The sequence below is a fragment of the Pseudomonas sp. HOU2 genome, assembly GCF_040729435.1.
In the GTDB taxonomy this organism is placed as follows: Bacteria; Pseudomonadota; Gammaproteobacteria; order Pseudomonadales; family Pseudomonadaceae; genus Aquipseudomonas.
In genome coordinates this window covers 5,218,401-5,242,126 of the sequence record NZ_CP160398.1, presented here as the reverse complement: position 1 = coordinate 5,242,126, position 23,726 = coordinate 5,218,401, and the positions used below count along the sequence as shown (strand labels likewise).

Annotated in this window: 21 protein-coding genes; 18 read left to right on the top strand and 3 right to left on the bottom strand. The window is 60.5% G+C overall.

The window, feature by feature from the left end:
* Nucleotides 1–80: 80 nt before the first annotated feature.
* The 6 genes from alc (at nt 81) to ABV589_RS23755 (ending at nt 6,776) form a co-directional block, all read left to right on the top strand.
* Nucleotides 81–1,076: an allantoicase gene (alc, locus tag ABV589_RS23780; protein ID WP_367083930.1), complete on the top strand. Its 996-nt coding sequence runs from the start codon at nt 81–83 to the stop codon at nt 1,074–1,076.
* Nucleotides 1,077–1,199: 123 nt separating this feature from the next.
* Nucleotides 1,200–1,703, top strand: a complete 504-nt coding sequence (locus tag ABV589_RS23775; protein WP_007960648.1) for an ureidoglycolate lyase — start codon at nt 1,200–1,202, stop codon at nt 1,701–1,703.
* Between the two features lie 51 nt (nt 1,704–1,754).
* A complete protein-coding gene (locus ABV589_RS23770) occupies nt 1,755–3,077 on the top strand; it encodes a urate hydroxylase PuuD (RefSeq protein WP_027613343.1) in 1,323 nt (440 codons plus the stop codon).
* 237 nt (nt 3,078–3,314) lie between these two features.
* Nucleotides 3,315–4,673 (top strand): nucleobase:cation symporter-2 family protein, encoded by a 1,359-nt coding sequence (locus ABV589_RS23765; RefSeq protein ID WP_367083929.1) that lies wholly within the window; start codon nt 3,315–3,317, stop codon nt 4,671–4,673.
* A 158-nt stretch (nt 4,674–4,831) separates the two neighbouring features.
* Nucleotides 4,832–5,617 (top strand): outer membrane protein OmpK, encoded by a 786-nt coding sequence (locus tag ABV589_RS23760; protein ID WP_367083928.1) that lies wholly within the window; start codon nt 4,832–4,834, stop codon nt 5,615–5,617.
* 373 nt (nt 5,618–5,990) lie between these two features.
* Nucleotides 5,991–6,776: an outer membrane protein OmpK gene (locus ABV589_RS23755; RefSeq protein ID WP_367083927.1), complete on the top strand. Its 786-nt coding sequence runs from the start codon at nt 5,991–5,993 to the stop codon at nt 6,774–6,776.
* Nucleotides 6,777–6,914: 138 nt separating this feature from the next.
* Here the strand turns inward: ABV589_RS23755 and ABV589_RS23750 are convergent, their stop codons facing one another.
* Together ABV589_RS23750 and ABV589_RS23745 are read right to left on the bottom strand one after the other, a co-directional pair.
* The gene (locus ABV589_RS23750; RefSeq protein WP_367083926.1) at nt 6,915–8,087 is read right to left on the bottom strand and encodes a patatin-like phospholipase family protein; all 1,173 of its coding nucleotides are present in this window, start codon (nt 8,085–8,087) and stop codon (nt 6,915–6,917) included.
* 35 nt (nt 8,088–8,122) lie between these two features.
* Nucleotides 8,123–9,058, bottom strand: coding sequence for a lipid A biosynthesis lauroyl acyltransferase (locus ABV589_RS23745; RefSeq protein WP_367083925.1), 936 nt, complete (start codon nt 9,056–9,058; stop codon nt 8,123–8,125).
* A 117-nt stretch (nt 9,059–9,175) separates the two neighbouring features.
* Between ABV589_RS23745 and minC the strand changes: the two genes are divergently transcribed.
* From minC to ABV589_RS23695, 10 genes are all read left to right on the top strand, one after another.
* Complete coding sequence (gene minC / locus ABV589_RS23740) at nt 9,176–9,913, top strand: septum site-determining protein MinC (RefSeq protein WP_045121954.1); 738 nt, start codon at nt 9,176–9,178, stop codon at nt 9,911–9,913.
* Between the two features lie 199 nt (nt 9,914–10,112).
* Nucleotides 10,113–10,925 (top strand): septum site-determining protein MinD, encoded by an 813-nt coding sequence (minD, locus tag ABV589_RS23735; protein ID WP_007960626.1) that lies wholly within the window; start codon nt 10,113–10,115, stop codon nt 10,923–10,925.
* Nucleotides 10,925–11,179 carry a cell division topological specificity factor MinE gene (gene minE, locus ABV589_RS23730; protein WP_003223146.1) on the top strand — a complete coding sequence of 85 codons (255 nt, stop codon included), beginning with the start codon at nt 10,925–10,927 and terminating at the stop codon, nt 11,177–11,179. The genes minD and minE overlap by 1 nt, the downstream gene beginning before the upstream one ends.
* 168 nt (nt 11,180–11,347) lie before the next feature.
* Nucleotides 11,348–11,983, top strand: coding sequence for an RluA family pseudouridine synthase (locus ABV589_RS23725; protein WP_007960625.1), 636 nt, complete (start codon nt 11,348–11,350; stop codon nt 11,981–11,983).
* A 50-nt stretch (nt 11,984–12,033) separates the two neighbouring features.
* Nucleotides 12,034–13,134, top strand: a complete 1,101-nt coding sequence (locus ABV589_RS23720) for a hypothetical protein (RefSeq protein WP_367083924.1) — start codon at nt 12,034–12,036, stop codon at nt 13,132–13,134.
* A gap of 167 nt (nt 13,135–13,301) precedes the next feature.
* Entirely contained in the window at nt 13,302–14,591 is a 1,290-nt protein-coding gene (locus tag ABV589_RS23715) for a M18 family aminopeptidase (RefSeq protein ID WP_007965355.1), read from the top strand.
* Between the two features lie 150 nt (nt 14,592–14,741).
* Entirely contained in the window at nt 14,742–14,918 is a 177-nt protein-coding gene (locus ABV589_RS23710) for a hypothetical protein (RefSeq protein ID WP_177327380.1), read from the top strand.
* Between the two features lie 77 nt (nt 14,919–14,995).
* Nucleotides 14,996–17,149: a mechanosensitive ion channel family protein gene (locus tag ABV589_RS23705; protein WP_367083923.1), complete on the top strand. Its 2,154-nt coding sequence runs from the start codon at nt 14,996–14,998 to the stop codon at nt 17,147–17,149.
* Between the two features lie 66 nt (nt 17,150–17,215).
* Nucleotides 17,216–18,550 (top strand): amidohydrolase, encoded by a 1,335-nt coding sequence (locus tag ABV589_RS23700; protein WP_367083922.1) that lies wholly within the window; start codon nt 17,216–17,218, stop codon nt 18,548–18,550.
* 461 nt (nt 18,551–19,011) lie between these two features.
* A complete protein-coding gene (locus ABV589_RS23695) occupies nt 19,012–19,959 on the top strand; it encodes an IS110 family transposase (RefSeq protein ID WP_367082655.1) in 948 nt (315 codons plus the stop codon).
* A gap of 644 nt (nt 19,960–20,603) precedes the next feature.
* Here the strand turns inward: ABV589_RS23695 and ABV589_RS23690 are convergent.
* Nucleotides 20,604–21,317, bottom strand: a complete 714-nt coding sequence (locus tag ABV589_RS23690) for a UTRA domain-containing protein (RefSeq protein WP_007965348.1) — start codon at nt 21,315–21,317, stop codon at nt 20,604–20,606.
* A 352-nt stretch (nt 21,318–21,669) separates the two neighbouring features.
* Here ABV589_RS23690 and ABV589_RS23685 point away from each other — a divergent pair, with 352 nt between their 5' ends.
* Complete coding sequence (locus tag ABV589_RS23685; RefSeq protein WP_027613356.1) at nt 21,670–22,737, top strand: ABC transporter substrate-binding protein; 1,068 nt, start codon at nt 21,670–21,672, stop codon at nt 22,735–22,737.
* Nucleotides 22,738–22,918: 181 nt separating this feature from the next.
* Complete coding sequence (locus tag ABV589_RS23680; protein ID WP_367083921.1) at nt 22,919–23,725, top strand: alkaline phosphatase family protein; 807 nt, start codon at nt 22,919–22,921, stop codon at nt 23,723–23,725.
* Nucleotide 23,726: the final 1 nt, after the last annotated feature.

Here is a 23,726-nt window from a genome sequence, read left to right as displayed (position 1 = left end):
GACCCGAGTACATCAGACGCGGAGAGTACCCAGGGTCTTGCAAGCATCCCCAGCCAACTTATTAAAGGCAGACAAGAAGAATGAAAGCTTACGCCGTACCTTTCGAGAAGTTCGTCAACCTGGCCGATGCCCGTCTGGGCACCAAAATCATCTCGGTCACCGATGACTGGTTCGCAGACGCCAATCGTCTGTTTCAGCCGACCCCGGCCGTGTGGAAGGAGGGTGTGTTCGACGACAACGGCAAGTGGATGGACGGCTGGGAATCGCGTCGCAAGCGCTTCGAAGGCTACGACAGCGCGGTAATCCGCCTGGGCGTACCGGGCTCGATCAAGGGCGTGGACATCGACACCTCATTCTTCACCGGCAACTTCCCGCCATCGGCCTCGCTGGAAGCGTGCTTCCTGGCCTCGGGCGAGCCGGACGAAAACACCCAGTGGACTGAAGTGCTGTCGGCCGTCGAGCTGCAAGGCAACAGCCACCACTACCACGAAATCAGCAACGACCAAGCGTTCAGCCACCTGCGCTTCAACATCTACCCGGACGGCGGTGTCGCCCGTCTGCGCGTGTACGGCATTCCGTTCCGCGACTGGTCCGCGATTGGCGATAACGAGCAAGTCGACCTGGCTGCAGCCCTTAACGGTGGCCGCGCCCTCGCCTGCTCCGACGAACACTTCGGCCGCATGAGCAACATCCTCAACCCGGGCCGTGGCATCAACATGGGCGACGGCTGGGAAACCGCACGTCGTCGCACCCCGGGCAATGACTGGGTGATCGTCGCGCTGGGCCACCCGGGCGAAATCGAAAAAATCATCGTCGACACCCTGCACTTCAAGGGTAACTACCCGGACACCTGCTCGATCCAGGGCGCGTTCGTCAAGGGCGGCACCGACAGCCAGATCGAAACCCAGTCGCTGTTCTGGCGTGAACTGCTGCCGAGCCAGAAGCTGGAAATGCACGCCGAACACACCTTCGTCGAGCAGATCAAGGCACTGGGCCCGATCACCCACATCCGTCTGAACGTGTTCCCGGACGGTGGTGTGAGCCGCCTGCGCGTACTCGGCAAGGTCGCTAAATAAGGTTGAACCCAATCGCTGGCAAGCCAGCTCCCACAGGTTTTGTGAACGCCACAGTCCACTGTGGGAGCGGGCTTGCCCGCGATGGCGATAGTTCTAACAACACAGAATTCGGAAAAGAACAGCATGCGCACACTACAGATTGAACCGCTGACCAAAGAAGCCTTCGCCCCCTTCGGTGACGTGATCGAAACCGACGGCAGCGACCACTTCATGATCAACAACGGTTCGACCATGCGCTTCCACAAACTGGCGACGGTCGAAACCGCTACGCCTGAGGACAACGCGATCATCAGCATCTTCCGCGCCGACGCGCAGGACATGCCGCTGACCGTGAGCATGCTGGAACGCCATCCGCTGGGCAGCCAGGCTTTCATTCCGCTGCTCGGCAACCCCTTTCTGATCGTGGTCGCGCCACTTGGCGATGAACCTGTATCAGGCTTGGTCCGCGCCTTCGTCACCAACGGCAGGCAGGGCATCAATTACCATCGCGGCGTCTGGCACCACCCGGTGCTGACGATCGAAAAGCGGGATGACTTCCTGGTGGTTGATCGCAGTGGCACAGGCAATAACTGCGATGAGCATTTTTTCAAAGAGGATGAGCGTTTGATCCTCGCCCCCCACCAATAAGAGAAGGTCTGATCACTCGACAACAAGAGTGACAGGCGAGAGGTAAAGACTGTGGAAGCACATCTGTTGGAATGGCTGAACCTGAGCGTGCGCTGGGTTCACATGATCACTGGCGTGGCCTGGATCGGCGCGTCGTTCTACTTCGTCTGGCTGGAGAACAACCTCAACCGCGTCAACCCGAAAACCGGTCTGGCCGGTGATCTGTGGGCGATCCACGGCGGCGGTATCTATCACCTGGAAAAATACAAACTGGCCCCACCGTCGATGCCGGAGAACCTGCACTGGTTCAAATGGGAAGCCTACTTCACCTGGATGTCGGGGATCGCGCTGCTGTGCGTGGTGTTCTACTCCAACCCCGTGCTCTACCTCGTGGCACCCGGCAGCGGCCTGACCGGCCCTGAAGGCGTGGCCATCGGCATCGGTTCGCTGATCGCCGGCTGGTTCATCTACGACTTCCTCTGCGATTCGGCCCTTGGCAAGAAACCCGCCCTGCTCGGCTTCATCCTGTTCGTGCTGATCATCGGCGCGGCGTATGGCTTCAGCAAGGTGTTCAGCGGTCGTGGTGCGTACCTGCACGTCGGCGCGATCATCGGCACCATCATGGTCGGCAACGTGTTCCGCATCATCATGCCAGCGCAGCGTGCACTGGTCGCGGCGATTGCCGAGAACCGCACGCCGGACCCGGCGCTGCCAGCCAAGGGCTTGCTGCGTTCGCGTCACAACAACTACTTCACCCTGCCGGTGCTGTTCATCATGATCAGTAACCACTTCCCAAGCACTTATGGCAGCCAGTACAACTGGTTGATCCTGGCCGGGATCGCAGTGTTGGCGGTGTTGGTGCGTCACTACTTCAACACCCGTCACGACAGCCACAAGTTTGCCTGGACCCTGCCCGTGGCAGCGGTGGGCATGATCACCCTGGCGTACGTCACCGGCCCTGCGCCGATGCCGACCGCACCGGACGTGGCCAAGGCACCCGCGAAAATCGAGTACCAGCCACTGCCGGAAACGGCACTGGGCGGTGGCGCGAAACCGGCTGAAGCGGCGGCACCTGCAGCGCCAGCCGCTCCGGCTGCCCCTGCTGCGGCACCGGCGCAAGCGTCCAACGCAGGTCCTGCGTTCGACAAGGTGCACAACGTGATCCAGGAACGCTGCGCGGTCTGCCATTCGGCCAAACCGACCAGCCCGTTGTTCAGCGCGGCGCCCGCCGGTGTGATGTTCGACACCCCCGAGCAGATCCGCCAGAACGCGGCGCGGATCCAGGCGCAAGCCATCACCACGCAGATCATGCCATTGGGCAACATCACTCAGATGACCCAGCAGGAACGTGACCTGATCGGTGCATGGATCGCGCAGGGAGCGCAGACCAACTGAGCCAGACAAAAGCCTGTGTAAAAGCAGGCTTTTGTGGCGAGGGAGCTTGCTCCCGCTGGGTCGCGAAGCGGCCCCTCTCTTTGCCTGAAGAGCAGGGACTGCTGCGCAGTCCAGCGGGAGCAAGCTCCCTCGCCACAAAAAATCTCTGCAGCCACAAATATCAATGATGCAAAAGGACAGCTGTGAGCCACCCGGCAGCTGTTCAATCACAAGAATAAAAAAGATCCGAGGTGTTGCATGTCCGAGCTGTCCAAAGCGCGCATCCCCGACGCACCCGCCATTCAGCGTTTGCCCCTTTTGCAACTGATCCTGGTCGGTTTGCAACATGTTCTGCTGATGTACGGCGGTGCCATCGCGGTGCCGTTGATCATCGGACAGGCCGCTGGCCTGAGTCGTGAAGAAATCGCCTTCCTGATCAACGCCGACCTGCTGGTCGCCGGCATCGCCACCATCGTGCAGTCCTTAGGGATCGGCCCGATGGGCATCCGCATGCCGGTGATGATGGGCGCCAGTTTCGCGGCGGTCGGCAGCATGGTTGCCATGGCCGGCATGCCCGGTATCGGTCTGCAGGGGATCTTCGGTGCCACGATCGCCGCCGGGTTCTTCGGCATGCTCATCGCGCCGTTCATGTCCAAGGTCGTACGTTTCTTCCCACCGCTGGTGACCGGCACGGTCATCACCTCGATCGGTCTGTCGCTGTTCCCCGTGGCCGTGAACTGGGCCGGTGGCGGTGCCGCCGCTGCGCAATTCGGCTCCCCGGTTTATCTGGCCATCGCCGCTCTGGTGCTGGCGACCATTCTGCTGATCCACCGCTTCATGCGCGGCTTCTGGGTCAATATTTCCGTACTGATCGGCATGTGTTTCGGCTACGTGCTGTGCGGCGCGATCGGCATGGTGGACCTGAGCGGCATGGCCAACGCGCCGTGGGTTCAGTTTGTCACCCCGCTGCACTTCGGCATGCCGAAATTCGAACTGGCGCCGATCCTGTCGATGTGCCTGGTGGTGGTGATCATCTTCGTCGAGTCCACCGGGATGTTCCTTGCACTGGGCAAGATCACCGGTCAGGAAGTCTGCCCACGCATGCTGCGTCGCGGCCTGCTGTGCGATGCCGGCGCCTCGTTCGTGGCCGGTTTCTTCAACACCTTCACCCACTCCTCCTTCGCGCAGAACATCGGCCTGGTGCAGATGACCGGCGTGCGCTGCCGTTCGGTGACCATCGTTGCCGGTGGTCTGCTGATCGTGCTGAGCCTGCTGCCAAAAGCGGCATTTCTTGTCGCGTCGATTCCGCCAGCAGTGCTGGGCGGTGCGGCGATTGCGATGTTCGGCATGGTCGCCGCCACCGGGATCAAGATCCTGCAAGAGGCGGACATCGGTGACCGCCGCAACCAGTTGCTGGTGGCGGTGAGCATCGGCATGGGCCTGATCCCGGTGGTGCGTCCGGAGTTCTTCGCGCATCTGCCAATGTGGATGAGCCCGATCACCCACAGCGGCATCGCCATGGCCACCCTCAGCGCGCTGACGCTGAATCTGTTGTTCAACATTCTTGGCGGCAAGGAACGCGCAGCGATCAACGACTGCCATGCACATCAGCATTAACTGAAAAACGCTACCCCCCTGTAGGAGTGAGCCTGCTCGCGATGACGGTATGACATTCAACACATGAGTTGATTGAAAGAACGCCATCGCGAGCAGGCTCACTCCTACAAGGGTCAACAGCTCTGCGCCTTAAAAATAAAAACAAGAGGGAGCAACCAATGATTCGCACGCAAACCAACGTTCTGTTGAGTGGCGGCCTGCTGGCCGCGAGTCAGGCCATGGCCGGCGATTTACTGCTGTGGCAGACCAACAGCCTGAGCTACCTGTACGGCAAGAACTTCGCGATCAACCCGTCGATCCAGCAGACGGTGACGTTCGAACACGCCGACAAGTGGAAGTACGGCGACAACTTCCTGTTCGTCGACAAGATCTTCTACAACGGCAAAGAAGACGCGAACAAAGGCCCGCACACTTTCTACGGCGAATTCACCCCACGCTTCTCGTTCGGCAAGATCTTCGATCGCAAGCTCGAGTTCGGCCCGATCAAGGATGTGCTGCTGGCAATGACCTACGAGTACGGCGAAGGCGACAGCGAGGCCTACCTGATCGGCCCCGGCTTCGACCTGAAAGTGCCCGGTTTCAATTACGTGACCCTGAACATCTTCCGCCGCCAGACCGAAGGCCCGCGCCCCGGCGATGGCGTCTGGCAGATCACCCCGGGCTGGTCTTACAGCGTGCCGCTGGGTAATTCCGACCTGTTGATCGACGGCTATCTGGACTGGGTGGTCGACAACGATCAGAACTCGCGCGGCACCTACCACGCCAACCTGCACATCAATCCGCAGATCAAATACGACCTCGGCAAAGCCCTGGGCTGGAGCCAGAAACAGCTGTATGTCGGCACCGAATACAGTTACTGGAAAAACAAATACGGGATCGAAAGCACCCACAGCTTCGACACCAATCAGAACACCGCCAGCCTGCTGGTGAAGGTGCATTTCTAAGATGGCCCGCAACCGTGCCCCATACCTGTCGTCGGTGCTCTGTTGCGGGGCACTTGAGACCTGGCCGAGGAGTCAGTATTCTCCGCGGCCTCTTGAATTCGGTCTAAAAAAAAGCCCGGATTTAATTCCTGACCAACGGGCCAACTTATCCCGGCCCCGGTCAGTACCGAGGCATCCCGAAAACACGCTCAATCGACTGTTTTTCAGCAGCCGAAAGGGCGTTTTTTTGCTTTTCGAAAGCCTTGGCTCAGCTCTTGCTAACAGCATCAAAGCTGACCGGTCGGATGACTTTTGCAGCAACGAAAAAAGGCGCCACACCAGAGCGCCGATCTTAAAAAAATAAACGTGGAACACCTACTTTGGGAGCAACCGAATGAAACGTATGTGCACCAGCCTGATGCTCGCGGGATCGATGCTGGCCGGCGGCGAGGCCATGGCCGATGGCCTGCTGCAATGGCAGAACAACAGCCTGACCTACCTCTACGGCAAAGACTTCAAGGTCAATCCGGCGATCCAGCAGACCGTCACCTTCGAGCACGCCGATGCCTGGAAGTACGGGGATAACTTCCTGTTCATTGACAAGATCTTCTACAACGGCAAGCCGGATGGCGGCGTCGGCAACAACACCTATTACGGTGAGTTCCAGCCGCGCATCTCGCTGGGCAAGGTACTGGACCAGAAGCTCGAATTCGGCCCGATCAAGGACGTGCTGCTGGCGATGACTTACGAGTTCGGTGAAGGCGACGTCGAGTCGTACCTGATCGGTCCAGGTTTTGACCTGGCGATCCCGGGTTTCGACTACTTCCAGCTGAACTTCTACCAGCGTCACACCGACGGCTCGCGTCCGGGTGACAACGTCTGGCAGATCACCCCGGTCTGGTCCTACACCATCCCGGTCGGCAGCTCGAACGTGCTGATCGACGGTTACATGGACTGGGTGGTCGACAACGACGTCAACAGCAAAGGCGAATACCACGCCAACCTGCACTTCAACCCACAGGTCAAATACGACCTGGGCAAGGCGCTGCATTTCGGCGAGAAGCAACTGTACGTCGGTGTGGAATACGACTACTGGAAAGACAAGTACGGGATCGACGACACCCGTGGCTTTACCACCAATCAGAACGTGACCAGCTTCCTGGTGAAGTTCCACTTCTGATGACGGGTGTAGATGGCGTCTGCGAGGACGCCATCGCTGGCAAGCCAGCTCCCACAGGGTTATGTGTCGTTCACTTTTTTGTGCCCACCCAAAAACCTGTGGGAGCTGGCTTGCCAGCGATTTGCCGCACCGCAGACTTCATGTGGGAACGACCACTTCGCTGATCCCCAGAAACCGGCACAGTTCCTCACGCTTGGCCAACGCATCGCGCCGTCCCAGGTCGATCAGCTCGCTGCAATACCCCGCCTCGAACAGCAGATAACTCAGCACCCCTGCCCCACTGGTCTTGGTCGCTCCCGGCCCACGCAAAAACAGACGCAACGCCGCCGGCAATTCCTGACGATGGCGCGCCGCGATTTCATCGATCGGCTGGCTCGGCGAAATCACCAGCACCTCCACCGGCGCCACGCCCAGCTCGCGGGTCGGCGTGCCCTCGGGCATCAGGTGGCTGAACTGGTTGAGGCGCTGCAGCAATTCGATGTCGCTCTCCAGACTGTCAATGAACGTGCTGTTGAGCATGTGTCCGCCAATCTGCGCCAGCGTTGGCTGCTGCCCGGTGTAGGCACGCTCCAGCGGTTGCTGCGGATCGAAACCCCGCGGGTTGCCGCTGACGCCCACCACCAGCACCCGACTCGCGCCCAGGTGCAGCGCCGGGCTGATCGGTGCCGATTGCCGCACTGCGCCGTCACCGAAATATTCCTCGCCGATTTTCACCGGGGCAAACAGCAACGGGATCGCCGAACTGGCCAGCAAATGGTCCACCGACAATTGCGCCGGCACGCCGATGCGTCGATGGCGCAACCACGCATCGATCTTGCCGCCGCCCTGATAGAAGGTCACTGCCTGTCCCGACTCGTAGCCGAACGCGGTCACCGCCACCGCATGCAATTGCTTGCGCGCGATGGACTCGGCGATGCCGGGCATGTGCAGTTTTTCATTGAGCAGGTCGCGCAGCGGCGAACTGTTGAGCAACGCCACCGGCAGGTGTCGGCCCATGCCGAGCAGGCTGTGACTGACAAAGCGGCTGGCCTGCCGGATCACTCCCGGCCAGTCGCTGCGCAACACTCGATGGCTGCGAAAGCCCTGCCAGAACAGGGTCAGGCGTTCGATGGCCGCGCGAAAATCGCTGGCGCCACTGGCGAGGCTGACCGCGTTGATCGCCCCGGCCGAGGTGCCGACGATCACCGGAAACGGGTTGTCCGCACCCAGCGGCAGCAATTCGGCAATCGCCGCCAGCACCCCCACCTGATACGCCGCCCGAGCCCCGCCGCCGGAAAGAATCAAACCTGTGACCGGTTCAGCTGGGCTCATCGCAACGCTCCATGGTGCTTGAAAGGGTGAGTGAATCAGCCGCGCCGTTTCGGGTAAAGCTTCGGCTCGCCCGGTGGACGGCTCTTGAAGCGGCGGTGCGCCCACAAGTATTGCTCAGGGCAGGCGCGCAATGCACTTTCCACCCATTGGTTGATGCGGATGCAGTCGGCCTCTTCGGTCTCGCCCGGGAAGTCTTCCAGCGGCGGATGGATCACCAGCCGGTAACCGCTGCCGTCCGCCAGACGCTCCTGAGTGAACGGCACCACCAACGCTTTACCCAAGCGGGCGAATTTGGTGGTCGCGGTCACGGTCGCTGCCTGAATGCCGAACAGCGGCACGAAGATGCTTTGCTTGGCGCCATAGTCCTGATCCGGTGCGTACCAGATCGCCCGGCCCGAACGCAGCAGCTTGAGCATGCCACGCACGTCGTCACGCTCCACCGCCAGCGAATCGAGATTGTGCCGCTCACGGCCCCGACGCTGGACGAAGTCGAACAACGGGTTCTTGTGCTCGCGGTACATGCCATCGATGGTGTGCTGCTGACCGAGCAGCGCCGCGCCGATTTCCAGGGTGGTGAAGTGCGCAGCCATCAGGATCACGCCCTTGCCCTCGCGCTGGGCGTTTTGCAGATGCTCCAGGCCTTCGACATGCGCCAGTTTGGCCAGACGCTCGCGCGACCACCACCAGCTCATCGCCATTTCAAAAAACGCGATGCCGGTGGAGGCGAAGTTTTCCTTGAGCAGGCGTTTGCGCTCGGCAGCGGATTTTTCCGGGAAGCACAGCTCGAGATTGCGCTTGGCGATGCGCCGCCGGTCGCCGGCCACGCGATACATCAACGCGCCCAGGATTCGACCGATCGTCAGTAAAACCGCATACGGCAACTGCACGACCAGCCACAACAGCCCCAGACCGCACCAGAGCGGCCAGAAGCGGGGAGAAAGATAGGCTCTTCGAAAACGCGGGCGATCCATTAAAGCTTCCGTAAATTCAGTGGCCGCGCATTCTACATCGTTCGACCCGGCTTGCGGCTCGCGGGCGTTCTCGTTATAAGTCTCGGCACTTTTAGTGACAAGCCGTTGTATGCCGATATGAGCCAAAACGAATCGCCAGACCGAGATCCCGTGTTCCAGTTGAAGGGCAGCATGCTGGCCATCACGGTGCTGGAACTGTCCCGCAACGACCTCGACAGCCTTGATCGGCAACTGGCCGCCAAAGTCGCCCAGGCGCCGAATTTCTTCAGCAATGCGCCGCTGGTCCTGGCGCTGGACAAACTGCCGCCCGGCGAAGGCGCGGTCGATCTGCCCGGCCTGATGCGCGTGTGCCGCCAGCATGGCCTGCGCACCCTGGCGATCCGCGCCAGCCGTATCGAAGATATCGCCGCCGCCATCGCCATCGACATCCCGGTGCTGCCGCCGTCCGGCGCTCGTGAGCGACCGCTGGAAGCGCCGGAACCGGAAGTCAAAAAGAAGCCGGAAAAGCCGCCGGAGCCGACCGTCAAAGCGACCCGCGTTATCACTACGCCAGTACGTGGTGGCCAACAGATATATGCCCAGGGTGGCGATCTGGTGGTGGTGTCCTCGGTCAGTCCGGGGGCGGAACTTCTGGCCGATGGCAACATCCATGTATACGGCCCGATGCGCGGTCGCGCACTGGCCGGCGTCAAAGGCGACACCAAGGCCCGGATTTTCTGTCAGCAATTGAGCGCTGAACTGATCTCCATCGCCGGGCATTACAAGGTTTCCGAAGATTTGCGCCGCGATCCACTGTGGGGCTCCGGCGTCCAGGTCAGCCTGTCGGCCGACGTGTTGAACATCATTCGGCTTTAACGGATACTGCCGCATTTTCCAAGCATCTCTAAAACGTAGCGAAAACGGCTCAAACGAAGTAGGAAAAAGGATCAAGCAGCGTTTGCCCCCGGCAATTGCGACTTGCGCCGAATTCCAGCCAAGGCTGTCCGACTGCAGTAGTTTTCAAGAGATGTTTTTCAGGGGCTAAAAAGTCCTTCTTCCTTAGGGGTGAAACACCTTGGCCAAGATTCTCGTGGTTACATCCGGCAAGGGTGGTGTGGGTAAGACCACCACCAGCGCCGCTATCGGTACCGGCCTCGCTCTGCGCGGCCACAAAACAGTGATCGTCGACTTCGACGTGGGCCTGCGTAACCTCGACCTGATCATGGGTTGCGAGCGTCGCGTGGTGTACGACTTCGTCAACGTGGTCAACGGCGAAGCCAACCTGCAGCAGGCGCTGATCAAAGACAAGCGCCTGGAAAACCTCTACGTGCTGGCCGCCAGCCAGACCCGCGACAAAGACGCGCTGACCCAGGAAGGCGTGGAAAAAGTCCTGATGCAGTTGAAGGAAGACTTCGACTTCGTGGTCTGCGACTCCCCGGCGGGCATCGAGAAAGGTGCGCACCTGGCCATGTATTTCGCCGACGAAGCGATCATCGTGACCAACCCGGAAGTGTCCTCGGTACGAGATTCGGACCGCATGCTCGGCCTGCTGGCCAGCAAATCGCGTCGTGCCGAACTCGGCGAAGAGCCGATCAAGGAACACCTCCTGCTGACCCGTTACAACCCACAGCGCGTCAGCGATGGCGAAATGCTGGGCGTCGAAGACGTGAAGGAAATTCTGGCCGTGACCCTGCTGGGCGTCATCCCTGAGTCGCAGGCGGTCCTGAAGGCTTCCAACTCGGGCGTTCCAGTGATTCTCGACGACCAGAGCGATGCCGGTCAGGCCTACAGCGATGCCGTTGATCGTCTGCTGGGCAAAGAAAAAGAACATCGTTTCCTCGATGTTACGAAGAAGGGATTCTTCGAGCGCCTGTTTGGAGGTAGGTAATGAACCTTTTTGACTTCTTTCGTGCCAACAAAAAGCCAAGTACCGCCTCGGTAGCGAAAGAGCGTCTACAGATCATCGTGGCGCATGAGCGCGGCCAGCGCAGCACGCCGGATTACCTGCCAGCCTTGCAGAAGGAACTGGTCGACGTGATCCGCAAGTACGTCAACATCGGCAACGACGATGTACACGTTGCACTGGAAAGCCAGGGCAGTTGCTCGATTCTGGAACTCAACATCACCCTGCCCGATCGCTGAGTCGATCCGGCAGTCGCTACGGCGGCTCGGGCTGTTGATGCTCGTGTAGGAGCTGCCGAAGGCTGCGATCTTTTGATCTTCAATATCAAAAGATCGCAGCCTTCGGCAGCTCCTACAGGGTTATCAGCAGTCTGAGCCGCCGTTGGCATTTGTTACGAGGCTGTTTTAATGCCGTTGTCCAACATCCGCATCATTCATCAGGACGCCGCCGTACTGGTGGTCGACAAACCGACCTTGCTGCTCTCGGTGCCCGGTCGCGCCGACGACAACAAGGACTGCCTGATCACCCGCCTGCAGGAAAACGGCTACCCGGAAGCACGCATCGTCCATCGCCTGGACTGGGAAACCTCCGGCATCATTCTGCTGGCCCGCGACGCCGACACCCACCGCGAACTGTCGCGGCAGTTTCACGACCGTGAAACCGAAAAGGCCTACACCGCCCTGGCCTGGGGTCAGCCGGAACTGGACAGCGGCAGCATCGACCTGCCCCTGCGTTACGATCCACCGACCAAACCAAGACACGTGGTCGACCACGAATTCGGCAAGCATGCGCTGACCTTCTGGCGCGTACTGGAACGTTGCGGCGATTGGTGCCGCGTCGAGCTGACGCCGATCACCGGGCGCTCGCACCAGTTGCGAGTGCACATGCTGTCCATCGGTCACCCGCTGCTGGGCGACGGGCTCTACGCCCACGAACAGGCCCTGGCCGCGTGGCCGCGTCTGTGCCTGCACGCCAGCATGCTGAGCTTCACCCACCCGCAAACCGGCGAGCGTCTGCGCTTCGAATGCCCGGCACCGTTTTAAGCGTTGCCTGAGCGGCAGCGCGTTTTTTTGTACAAGGATTTTGTTTTCGGATGAGTTGTATTGATTCCCTGGTAACCCCCCTCACGAAAGTTCGTCATCAACTGCTTTACCTGATTTACGGCAATCAGGATGTGTACCGGCGCGAAGCCAAGTTCAGCATCCTGACCGCGCTGTCCCAAGCCAAAAACGGCGAGCGACCGGCCATCCGCATTCTCACCGATCGCCCCGACGACTATGCGGGCTGGCCGGTCGACACGGTGCTGCTGGACGACGCGACCCTGACCCGCTGGCAAGGCACCCACGGCTATCATCACCGCCGCAAGGCCTGCGCCATTGCCGCAGGCATGCAGTGGGCGGAAAAGACCTTGTTCGTCGACACCGACACCCTGTTCACCCGCCACCCCAGTCAACTGTTCAAATTCATCGAGCCGAACCGCTCGGTGATGGATCGCTTCGAGTACGACTGGAAAGATGTGCACCAGCGTCCCGACTATCAAAAACTCGGTCGCGACCTGCGCCGCCACGGCGTGACACCGGATAACGGTTTCAAGCTCTACAACAGCGGTTTGTGCGGTGTGACCGACAGCGACTCGGCGCTATTCGAAAGGTCGATCCGCCTGATTGATGAATGGACACTCGGCGGCTTCGAAATCCACACCATCGAACAGATCGCCCTGTCGTACGCCATGCGCGAACGCCAGGTGGTGGAGGCGCGCAAACACGTCTACCACTACTTCGCAGAAAAACGTTTCTTTCACGCGATGCAGACATACTTCTTCTCCCAGCACGGCGAGCAGTTCAGCCAGCGCCTGGTGGATCTGTGCAGCGATGTGCCACGGGTCAAACCGTTCCCGTCGGCCTGGCGCCGATTGAAAATCAAATGGAAGCTGCGCCACCAGAGCGGCACGCTGCGCAAGGTCGGTCGCGACCTGCTGTACGGCAGCGCGGCGCCGGAAGATCCGTACTACAGCGCCTGCCGCCACGAATGGTGGGAATGCGCCTCGCGAGAAATACTCCGTTGGGACGAAAGCCGGCAGAAAAAACTGCTGAGCCAGAAGCCCTGGCCGCAACAGCTGCCGCGTCCGGATAAACCGGAGGATGAAAAAGTCATCATGAACTACCTGAAAAAACGCGTAGCCTCCGCCCGCTGAACACCACCATCCTGTAGGAGCTGCGGCACGCTGCGATCTTTTGATTCTGTTCGTTGAAATCAAAATCAAAAGATCGCAGCGTGCCGCAGCGCCTACAGGAATCCGCTCCGGATTCAATTCGCTGGCCGATGCGTTAAACTCCCGCCCATTGCTGTCTGGAGCTTCTTATGCGCGAAGAGTTGAACCAAGGCCTGATCGACTTCCTCAAGGCCTCCCCTACCCCGTTCCACGCCACCGCCAGCCTTGTTCAGCGTCTGGAGGCCGCCGGTTACGTGCGCCTCGACGAGCGCGAGCCGTGGACCACCGAGGCCAACGGCCGTTACTACGTCACCCGTAACGACTCCTCGATCGTCGCGATCAAAATGGGCCGCAACTCGCCGCTGCACGACGGCATCCGTCTGGTCGGCGCCCATACCGACAGCCCGTGCCTGCGGGTCAAGCCGCAACCGGAACTGCAACGTCAGGGCTTCTGGCAACTGGGCGTTGAAGTCTACGGCGGCGCGCTGCTGGCACCGTGGTTCGACCGCGACCTGTCGCTGGCCGGGCGCGTCACCTTCCGCCGCGACGGCAAGGTCGAAAGCCAGCTGATCGACTTCAAGGCACCGATTGCAATCATTCCCAATCTGGCCATTCACCTCAATCGTGAAGCCAATCAGGGCTGGGCGATCAACGCGCAGACCGAGCTGCCGCCGATCCTCGCGCAGTTCGCCGGTGACGAGCGCGTCGACTTCCGCGCGGTACTGACTGATCAGCTGGCTCGCGAACATGGTCTGAACGCCGACGTGGTGCTGGATTACGAGCTGAGTTTCTACGACACCCAAAGCGCGGCAATCATCGGCCTGCATGGCGACTTCATTGCCGGCGCGCGCCTCGACAACCTGTTGTCCTGCTACGCCGGCCTGCAAGCTCTGCTCACTGCCGACAGCGAAGAAACCTGCGTGCTGGTGTGCAACGATCACGAAGAAGTCGGCTCCTGCTCGGCCTGCGGTGCCGATGGCCCGATGCTCGAACAGACCCTGCGCCGTCTGCTGCCGGAAGGTGACGAGTTCGTCCGCACCATCCAGAAATCGCTGCTGGTCTCGGCTGACAACGCCCATGGCGTGCACCCGAACTACGCCGAGAAGCACGACGCCAACCACGGCCCGAAACTCAATGCCGGCCCGGTGATCAAGGTCAACAGCAACCAGCGCTACGCCACCAACAGCGAAACCGCCGGGTTCTTCCGCCACCTGTGCATGGCCGAAGAAGTACCGGTGCAGAGCTTCGTGGTGCGCAGCGACATGGGCTGCGGCTCGACCATCGGCCCGATCACCGCCAGCCACCTGGGCGTGCGCACCGTCGACATCGGCCTGCCGACCTTCGCCATGCACTCGATCCGCGAACTGTGCGGCAGCCACGACCTGGCGCACCTGGTCAAAGTGCTGAGCGCGTTCTACGCCAGCCGCGAACTACCGTAAGCTGATCGCCCCCCTGTAGGAGCTGCCGCAGGCTGCGATCTTTTGATCTTGTGTTTTGGTAGATCAAAAGCAAAGATCGCAGCCTTCGGCAGCTCCTACAGGTCGAAAGCGACCTAGACTTAAATCATCCCCTATGACAAGGCAGTCTCCATGATTTCGATGTCCTCCTTCCACGCCATGCTCGTCCCGATCCTGTCCGGGATGATCCTGCTCGCCATCGGCTTCAACTTCCGCGACAAGAACGCCGGTGTCTTCGCCATGTGGATCGGCATGCTGATGATCCTGGCGACCGTGGTCTACAAGATCCTCGCCAAACTCAACGAATAAATCGGCGCCCGGCTCGCATTGATTCCGGCTGCCTCGTACACTCGCTCAATTCGCCCCTTTGCGAGGTTGACCGCCTAGTGTTCGCTCGTCTGTTTGCACTGCCCTGCCTGTTCCTTGTCTGCCTGATGACGCTGCTGCCGCTGGCCCCTGCCCATGCGGTCGGCTTGCCGGGGCTGCTCAACTCCACCAAGACGCAGCCGGAGGCGCAGGAGCCGCTGGGCCAGTCGCTGGATGAAGTCATCAAGTCGCTGGAAAACGACAAGCAACGCGCACAGTTGCTGAGCGACCTGAAAAAGCTGCGCGACGCCACCAAGAAAGCCCAGGCCTCACCGGAAGAAGGCGTGCTGGGCCTGATCGGCGGCACCCTGGCCAGTTTCGAGAAGCAGTTCTCCGGTGACGACAGCCCGCTGACCCGCTGGTCCGACGAGTTCGATCTGGCCAGGGACGAACTCGATAACCTGATGTTGCCGGCCAGCGAATGGCTGCCGATCATCTTCGGCTTCGCGGTGATCCTGATGGTCTGGAGCCTGCTCGCCGCCGCGCTGATCTGGCTCGGCCACCGAGTGCGCATGCGTTTCGGCCTGACCGAAGAACTGCCGCAACACCCCAAGGCCCTCGACATGCTGCGCTTCGCCCTGCGCAAGCTCGGGCCGTGGCTGATTGCGTTGGTCATCACCGTGTACATGAGCTACGCGCTGCCATCGTCGCTGGGTAAAAGCCTGGCGATGGTGCTGGCTTATGCGCTGGTGGTCGGCACCTGTTTCTCGGCGATCTGCGTGATCGCCTTCTCGCTGCTCGACGGTCCGCACCGGCATCGGGCGCTGTACATCCTGCGGCATCAGGCGTTCCGTCCGTTGTGGCTGATCGGCAGCTTCGCCGCGTTCGGTGAAGCGCTGAGTGACCCGCGCCTGGTCGAAGGCCTCGGCGTGCACCTGGCGCACACCACCGCGACCATCACCAACGTGCTCGCGGCGCTGTTCACCGGGCTGTTCATCCTGCGTTTCCGCCGGCCGATCGCGCACCTGATCCGCAACCAGCCATTGTCCCGCCGCCTGACCCGCCGCGCCCTCAGCGACACCATCGATATCCTCGGCACCTTCTGGTACGTGCCGGCGCTGGTGCTGGTCGGCATCTCGCTGTTCGCCACCTTCGTCTCCGCCGGCGACACCAGCACCGCCCTGCGTCAGTCGCTGATCTGCACGGTGCTGCTGGTGATGTGCATGGTGATCAACGGCCTCGTGCGCCGTCACTCGCTCAAACCGCAGCGCGGGCCGAAGCGTCATGCGCTGTATTCGGAACGCCTGAAAAGCTTCTTCTACACCCTCGCCCACCTGCTGGTGTGGCTGACCTTCATCGAGCTCGGCCTGCGCGTATGGGGCAAGTCGCTGATCGGGTTTGCCGAGGGCGAAGGGCACGATGTCAGCGTCAAACTGTTCAGCCTGATCGGTACGCTGATTTTCTCCTGGCTGATCTGGATCCTCGCCGACACCGCCGTGCACCACGCCCTCACCCGCTCGCGCAAAGGCCTGGCGAATGCCCGCGCGCAGACGATGATGCCGCTGATCCGCAACGTGCTGTTCGTGGCGATCTTCATCATCGCGCTGATCGTCGCCCTGGCGAACATGGGCATGAACGTCACGCCACTGCTGGCCGGTGCCGGTGTCATCGGTCTGGCCATCGGTTTCGGTGCGCAGTCGCTGGTGGCGGACCTGATCACCGGTCTGTTCATCATCATCGAAGACTCGCTGGCGATCGACGATTACGTGGATGTCGGCGGCCACCTCGGCACCGTCGAAGGCCTGACCATCCGCACCGTGCGCCTGCGCGACATCGACGGCATCGTCCACACCATCCCGTTCAGCGAAATCAAAAGCATCAAGAACTACTCCCGCGAGTTCGGCTACGCGATCTTCCGGGTGGCGGTGCCGTACAACATGGAAATCGACGACGCGATCAAACTGATGCGCGAAGTCGGCCAGAAAATGCGCACCGACCCGCTGCAGCGGCGCAACATCTGGTCGCCGCTGGAGATTCAGGGCGTGGAAAGTTTCGAATCCGGCAGCGCGATCCTGCGCGCCCGCTTCAAGACTGCACCGATCAAACAATGGGAAGTTTCCCGAGCGTTCAACCTGTCGCTCAAGCGCCATCTGGACGAAGCCGGACTCGATCTGGCGACGCCGCGCATGAGCGTGCAGGTCATCACTGCCGGCGGTGGCCAGCCGAAGGAATAGCACTTCGCGCAGACACTCGGGTCACAGGCAGGGAAGCCAGAAAAACAATAACCATGGAGAAACCCGATGCAGCTGACACGTATCGCCCAGACCGTTCTGCTCACCCTGCTGGCCGGCACCGCCAGCGCCGCCACCCTGGACAGCACCCGCGAACAGATCGCCACGCAGGCCAAGGCACTTGAACCGCAACTGCTGGAAACCCGCCGCGACATCCACGCGCATCCGGAACTGGGCAACACCGAGACACGCACCGCGGAACTGGTCGCCAGACAACTGAAGGCGATGGGCCTGGAAGTCAAAACCAACGTCGCCCGCACCGGCGTGGTCGCCATCCTCAAGGGCGCCCTGCCCGGCCCGACCGTGGCTCTGCGCGCCGACATGGACGCATTGCCGGTCAAGGAAGTCGCCGACCTGCCCTTCGCCTCGAAAGCCAAAGGCACCTATCTGGGCAAAGAAGTCGACGTGATGCACGCCTGCGGCCACGACGCCCACACCGCGATCCTGCTGAGTACGGCGAAAATTCTCACAGGCTTGCGCGACACTCTGCCGGGCACCGTGGTGTTCTACTTCCAGCCCGCCGAAGAAGGCCCGAGCGACTTCATCCCCGACGGCAAAAACACCTGGGGCGCGAAAATGATGGTCGAAGAAGGCGTGATGAAATCACCCAAACCCGACGCCGTCTTCGGCCTCCACGTCTGGGCCGGCGTCCCCGCCGGCCAGATCGCCTACCGTCCAGGCGCCACCCTGGCCAGCTCCGACGACCTGCGCATCAAAATCCTCGGCAAACAAACCCACGCCGGCCGCCCCTGGGACGGCATCGACCCGATCACCGTCGGCGCACAAACCATCGTCGGCCTGCAAACCGTGGTCAGCCGCCGCACCGACATCTCATCCTATCCGTCGGTGGTCAGCATCGGCACCATCAACGGCGGCACTCGCTACAACATCATTCCCGAATCCGTGGACATGAGCGGCACCATCCGCTCCTACGACTACGGCATCCGTCAGAAACTCCACGCCGACGTGCGCCAGACCATCGAAAAAATCGCCGAAAGCGGCGGCGCGAAAGCCGACGTGACCATCATCGAAAAATACGACCCTACGATCAACAACCCGACACTGACGGAAAAAATGCTGCCGACGTTGAAGTGGGCAGCCAAGGATGACGTGGTCAATGCACCGCTGGTGGGCGGCGCGGAAGACTTCTCGTTCTTTGCCAAGGAAGTGCCGGGGCTGTTTGTGTTCCTCGGGGTGACGCCACGGGATCAGGACATGAGCAAGGCGGCGCCGAATCACAATCCGGGGTTCTTTGTGGACGAGTCGGCGCTGGTGGTTGGGGTGAGGACGATGGCGTCGCTGGCGACGGATTATTTGTATGCCAATGCCGGGGCGGGCAAGTAGAGATGAAGTGACAGTGTGGGCGCCTTCGCGAGCAGGCTCGCTCCCACATTTGACCGTGTGCAGCCTGTTAGAGATTGGTCGGCTGTCAGGGCGCCATCGCTGGCAAGCCAGCTCCCACAGTTGGATTGAGTGCAGGCAGTTGGAGATTGGTCGGCTGGGAGGTCACCATCACTGGCAGGCCAGCTCCCACAGAGAGATTGGGTGCAGGCAGTGAGAGATTGGTCGGCTGTCAGGCCACCATCGCTGGCAAGCCAGCTTGTATGCTGAGACTTGAAGGGAGGAGGAGGGACAAAGCCAGATTCTGACTGTTGACGCAGTACAGATCCGTGGGAGATTTCGCCCCTCCTCCTTTCACCCAAGCGCCGATAAAGAATGCATCTGGCTAGACCGACGATAGGAACAAGCCTGCGCCCCTGGGTGATCCCTTCAAGTGTTCAAAACCATATCTCGGGGGGTGTTCAATGGCAATGTCGGTTTCTGTTTCCAAGCCAATCGTGGGCGTGGATGTCGCCAAGAATGAGCTGGTCATCTATCAGGCCGAGCTGGATCTGCTCGAGACTATTTCCAATGACAAGGCAGCGATCGAGAAATGGCTGAAAGCCTTGCCTGCACCGGTTGATCTGGCCATTGAATCGACCAATATCTATCACTTGGCGTTCGCCGATCTGGCCCATGAAGCCGGGTGCACGATTTACATGGTCGGTGGCTACGAGCTGAGTCATTACCGCAAAGGAGTGAATGTTCGCGCTAAAACCGACGCGCTGGACGCCAAACTGCTTGCCCGTTATCTGAAAAATGAATACGAAGAACTGCATCCCTGGATTCCGCCATCGCCGCTGTATCGCCGACTCTTGAGCCTTTTTCGTCGTCGCGCAGCGCTGGTTCAGGCGCGCGTTGGCTTGGTGCAAAGTTGGAAAAATGAGCCGCTGCTTAAAAGCGCGTTTGCCGAGCAAGTGGCTTCAATGCAGAGGCTTGAGACATTGGTCGAGAAGATGATCAACGAGCAGTTGAAAGAAGCCGGTTTGCTTGCCCAACTGAAGCGATGCACGAAAGTCGAAGGCGTTGGTTTTTTGACTGGAGCCCGTTTGATTGTTGCGTTTCAACGGGGTGATTTCAGGAATGCAGATGCATTCATCGCGTTTTTGGGGATGGATTTACGAGTGTCACAGTCGGGGCAGAAGGATGGTCGCCGAAGCCTGACCAAGCGTGGAGATCCGGAAGCTCGTCGACTGCTGCATAACGCAGCCATGTCGGCCAGTCGTACGCCAGCCTGGAAAGGCTTCTACGAGGAGCAAAGAGCCCGAGGCTTCAGCACGACACAGGCACTGGTGATACTGGCTCGAAAGCTTGCGCGGGTGGTATTCGCTCTGCTCAAGGGGCAAAGCGAATATCAACCGAAGGCCGGTTGAGGGCTTTCCCTCAACCATAGAATCTCCCACAGTGGGATTGGGTGCAGGCAGTTGGAGATTGGTCGGCTGTCAGGCCGCCTTCGCGAGCAAGCTCGCTCCCACAGTGGATTGGGTGTGGGCTGTTGGAGATTGGTCGGCTGAGAGGTCACCACCACTGGCAGGCCAGCTCCCACAGTTGGATTGAGTGCAGGAAGTTGGTGATTGGTCGGCTTTCAGGCCGCCATCGCGAGCAGGCTCACTCCTACAGAAAAGCAAAAGCCGACCGCAGGCTCTTCACCACTCAAATGGCCGAGTGTCAGCTCGCCGAAAGCTCTTGATCTTGACTCACCGGCCCGTCGGCAGGCTGAGCGGAGGGATTGATCCGGGGGTGGGAGCGAAGCGACCGTTCGACGAAGTCGAACACATCGAGAGGAGGTGCAGCGAAGCAAACCGGAGGCGATGCGCCCGGATCGATCCCGGAGCGAAGGAACCCCGAGCTTTAGCGAGCGGGCCGAACGTCAGGGCACAGACCTTTGGTTCCTTTGGGGCGTTTGCCAAAGGGACTCGCTGTAAGAGCGAAACCGTCAGCGGCAGCACCCGAAGAAACGGATATTCACGCAGAACCCAACAGCCTGGTCGGCCCAGAGGCCGCCAAGGCCAAACGCTCAAACAACATCTACACCAACGTGAATCGCATCATGCCGCCAAAACTCCAGATCACAATCAATCAACCGCTCATGCTGATCATAATTGACCCGAGCAATCCGTAACCCCGGACTCCCGACAGACACCCGCAAAGCTGCCGCCGCATCCACCGACAATGACGTCGGCACAATCTCGAACCGCACCCGCCCATAGCGCAAATCGTAATGCCGCGCATACAACTCGGTCATCGACTGATTCAAATCAAACCCCAGAATCCCCGGAAAATACTGCGGATTCAGATAATGCTCGACATACAACACCAGCCGCCCATCAATCCGCCGCGACCGACAAATCTGAATCACGCTCGACAAAGCAGGCAACTGCAACAATGCACACACCGCCACCGACGCCGGCTGCAACCGCGCCGAAATCACCTCGGTCGACGGCACCCGCCCCTGCGCACTGACCATCGCGTGAAAGTGACTGCGCTGCATCAGGTTGTATGCCAGACGTGGCGGCGAAACGAACCAGCCACGGCGCTCCTCGCGATAAATCTGCCCCTGCGCCTCCAGTTGCAACAACGCCTCGCGCACCGTAATCCGTGTAGTGCCGAACAACTCACTGAGCTTGCGCTCGGCCGGCAACTTGCTCCCGGGCGCGAGCAGACCGTGATCAAGTTGCTCCTGCAGCACCTGACCAATCGCTGTCACCGCTTTTGTTGCCTCATCGCGCATTAACGTTACCTATCTGGACTAGACCAGCACTGTTTCGGGGCAAAAACCGTACGGCCTGCAAGCCGTTTCCATGGGTTGCAAGCCTAGGCAGTGCAGATGACCGAGAGATGACAAACCCGCCCGACGGTCGCTCTCATGACTTGCAATACATCGGCCAAGTCCCTTGTCCGCCGGGGCTTTGACCTTGGTCTACGCTTACCGGGCAAGCGCCGAAATCGGGCCAATAAAAGGCCTGCCGGGCGACCGCCGACATCAAAGTGTCATCCAGCCCCCTTAAATTGGCTCAGGTATTGCTGACCTAGACCAACACAAACCGCAATCGCAGCGTTGAACACGACCAAGGAGCTTCGGAATGAAACAGCTTTTCCTGGCAACACTGTTAGGCTCGACCATTGCAATGTGCACCTCGGCCATGGCCGCCGGCACCGACTTGAAAACCCTCGAAGCCGCTGCGAAAGCGGAAGGCGCCGTCAACAGCGTCGGCATGCCCGATGACTGGGCCAACTGGAAAGGCACCTGGGAAGACCTGGCCAAGACCTACGGCCTGAAACACATCGACACTGACATGAGCTCGGCCCAGGAAATCGCCAAGTTCGCCGCTGAAAAAGACAACGCCACCGCCGACATCGGCGACGTCGGCGCGGCGTTCGGCCCGATCGCAGTCAAGCAAGGCGTGGTGCAACCGTACAAGCCAAGTACCTGGGATCAGGTCCCGGACTGGGCCAAGGACAAGGACGGCAACTGGGCACTGGCCTACACCGGCACCATCGCCTTCATCGTCAACAAGAAGCTGCTGCACGGCTCCGAAGTCCCGACCAAATGGGCTGACCTCAAAGGCGGCAAGTACAAGGTTTCCATCGGTGACGTGAGCACCGCCGCGCAAGCCGCCAACGGTGTACTGGCCGCAGCCCTGGCCAACGGTGGCGACGAGAAGAACATCCAGCCGGCGCTGCTGCTGTTTGCAGACATCGCCAAGCAGGGTCGCCTGTCGATGGCCAACCCGACCATCGCCACGATGGAAAAAGGCGAGATCGAAGTCGGCGTGGTCTGGGACTTCAACGGCCTGAGCTACAAGGCCAAGATGGCCAACCCGGATGACTACGTGGTGCTGATCCCGTCCGACGGCTCGGTGATTTCCGGCTACACCACCATCATCAACAAGTACGCGAAAAACCCGAACGCCGCCAAGCTGACCCGCGAATACATCTTCAGCGACGCCGGCCAGACCAACCTCGCTCGCGGCAACGCCCGTCCGATCCGTGCCGAACATCTGCAACTGCCGGAAGACGTGAAAGCCAAGCTGCTGCCAAACGAGCAGTACAAGAAAGTCACGCCGATCAAGGACGCCGACGCCTGGGAAAAAACCTCCAAGGCCCTGCCGCAGAAGTGGAACGAAGAAGTCATCGTAGAGATGAAGTAAGACGACGAATCACCATCGTGTGATTGGTCGAAGATCCAAATGTGGGAGCGAGCCTGCTCGCGAAGACGGTATCGCGGTCAACATCATTGTTGAATGAACCACCGCTTTCGCGAGCAGGCTCGCTCCCACGGGGATCCAGGTTGAATCTGAAATTTCCTGTTTTCGCGGAGTTTTTGCCCCTATGAAGCACAACGTCATCCTTGTCGTGCTCGACGGTCTCAATTACGAGGTCGCGCGTCACGCCATGGGGCATCTGCAGGCTTACGTTGGCGCAGGACGCGCCGCGCTCTATCAGTTGGAGTGCGAGTTGCCGGCCCTGTCCCGACCGCTTTACGAATGCATTCTCACCGGCGTACCGCCGATCGACAGCGGTATCGTCCACAACAACGTTGCGCGCCTGTCCAACCAGCGCAGCATCTATCACTACGCCCGCGACGCCGGCCTGAAAACCGCTGCTGCGGCCTATCACTGGGTCAGCGAGCTGTACAACCGCTCACCGTTCGTAGCGGCCCGCGACCGTCATACCGACGATCCAGCGCTACCGATCCAGCACGGCCACTTCTACTGGAGTGACCACTACCCGGATTCGCACCTGTTCGCCGACGCGGAAAGCCTGCGCCTGCGCCATGCGCCGAATTTTTTGCTGATCCACCCGATGAACATCGACGACGCCGGCCACAAGCACGGCCTCGACTCCGCGCAATACCGCAACAGCGCGCGCTCGGCCGACATCATCCTCGCCGATTACCTGCAAGGCTGGCTCGACGCCGGTTATCAAGTGCTGGTGACTGCCGATCACGGCATGAACAACGACCGCTCGCACAACGGCCTGCTGCCGGAAGAACGCCAGGTGCCGCTGTTCGTCCTCGGCAACGCCTTCAGCCTCAACGCTGACGCCACACCGAAGCAGACCGAGATCTGCGGCACCGTCTGCGAACTGCTCGGCGTGCCCCACGACAAACCTGTGTGCCGGGAGCTGCTCAAGTGAA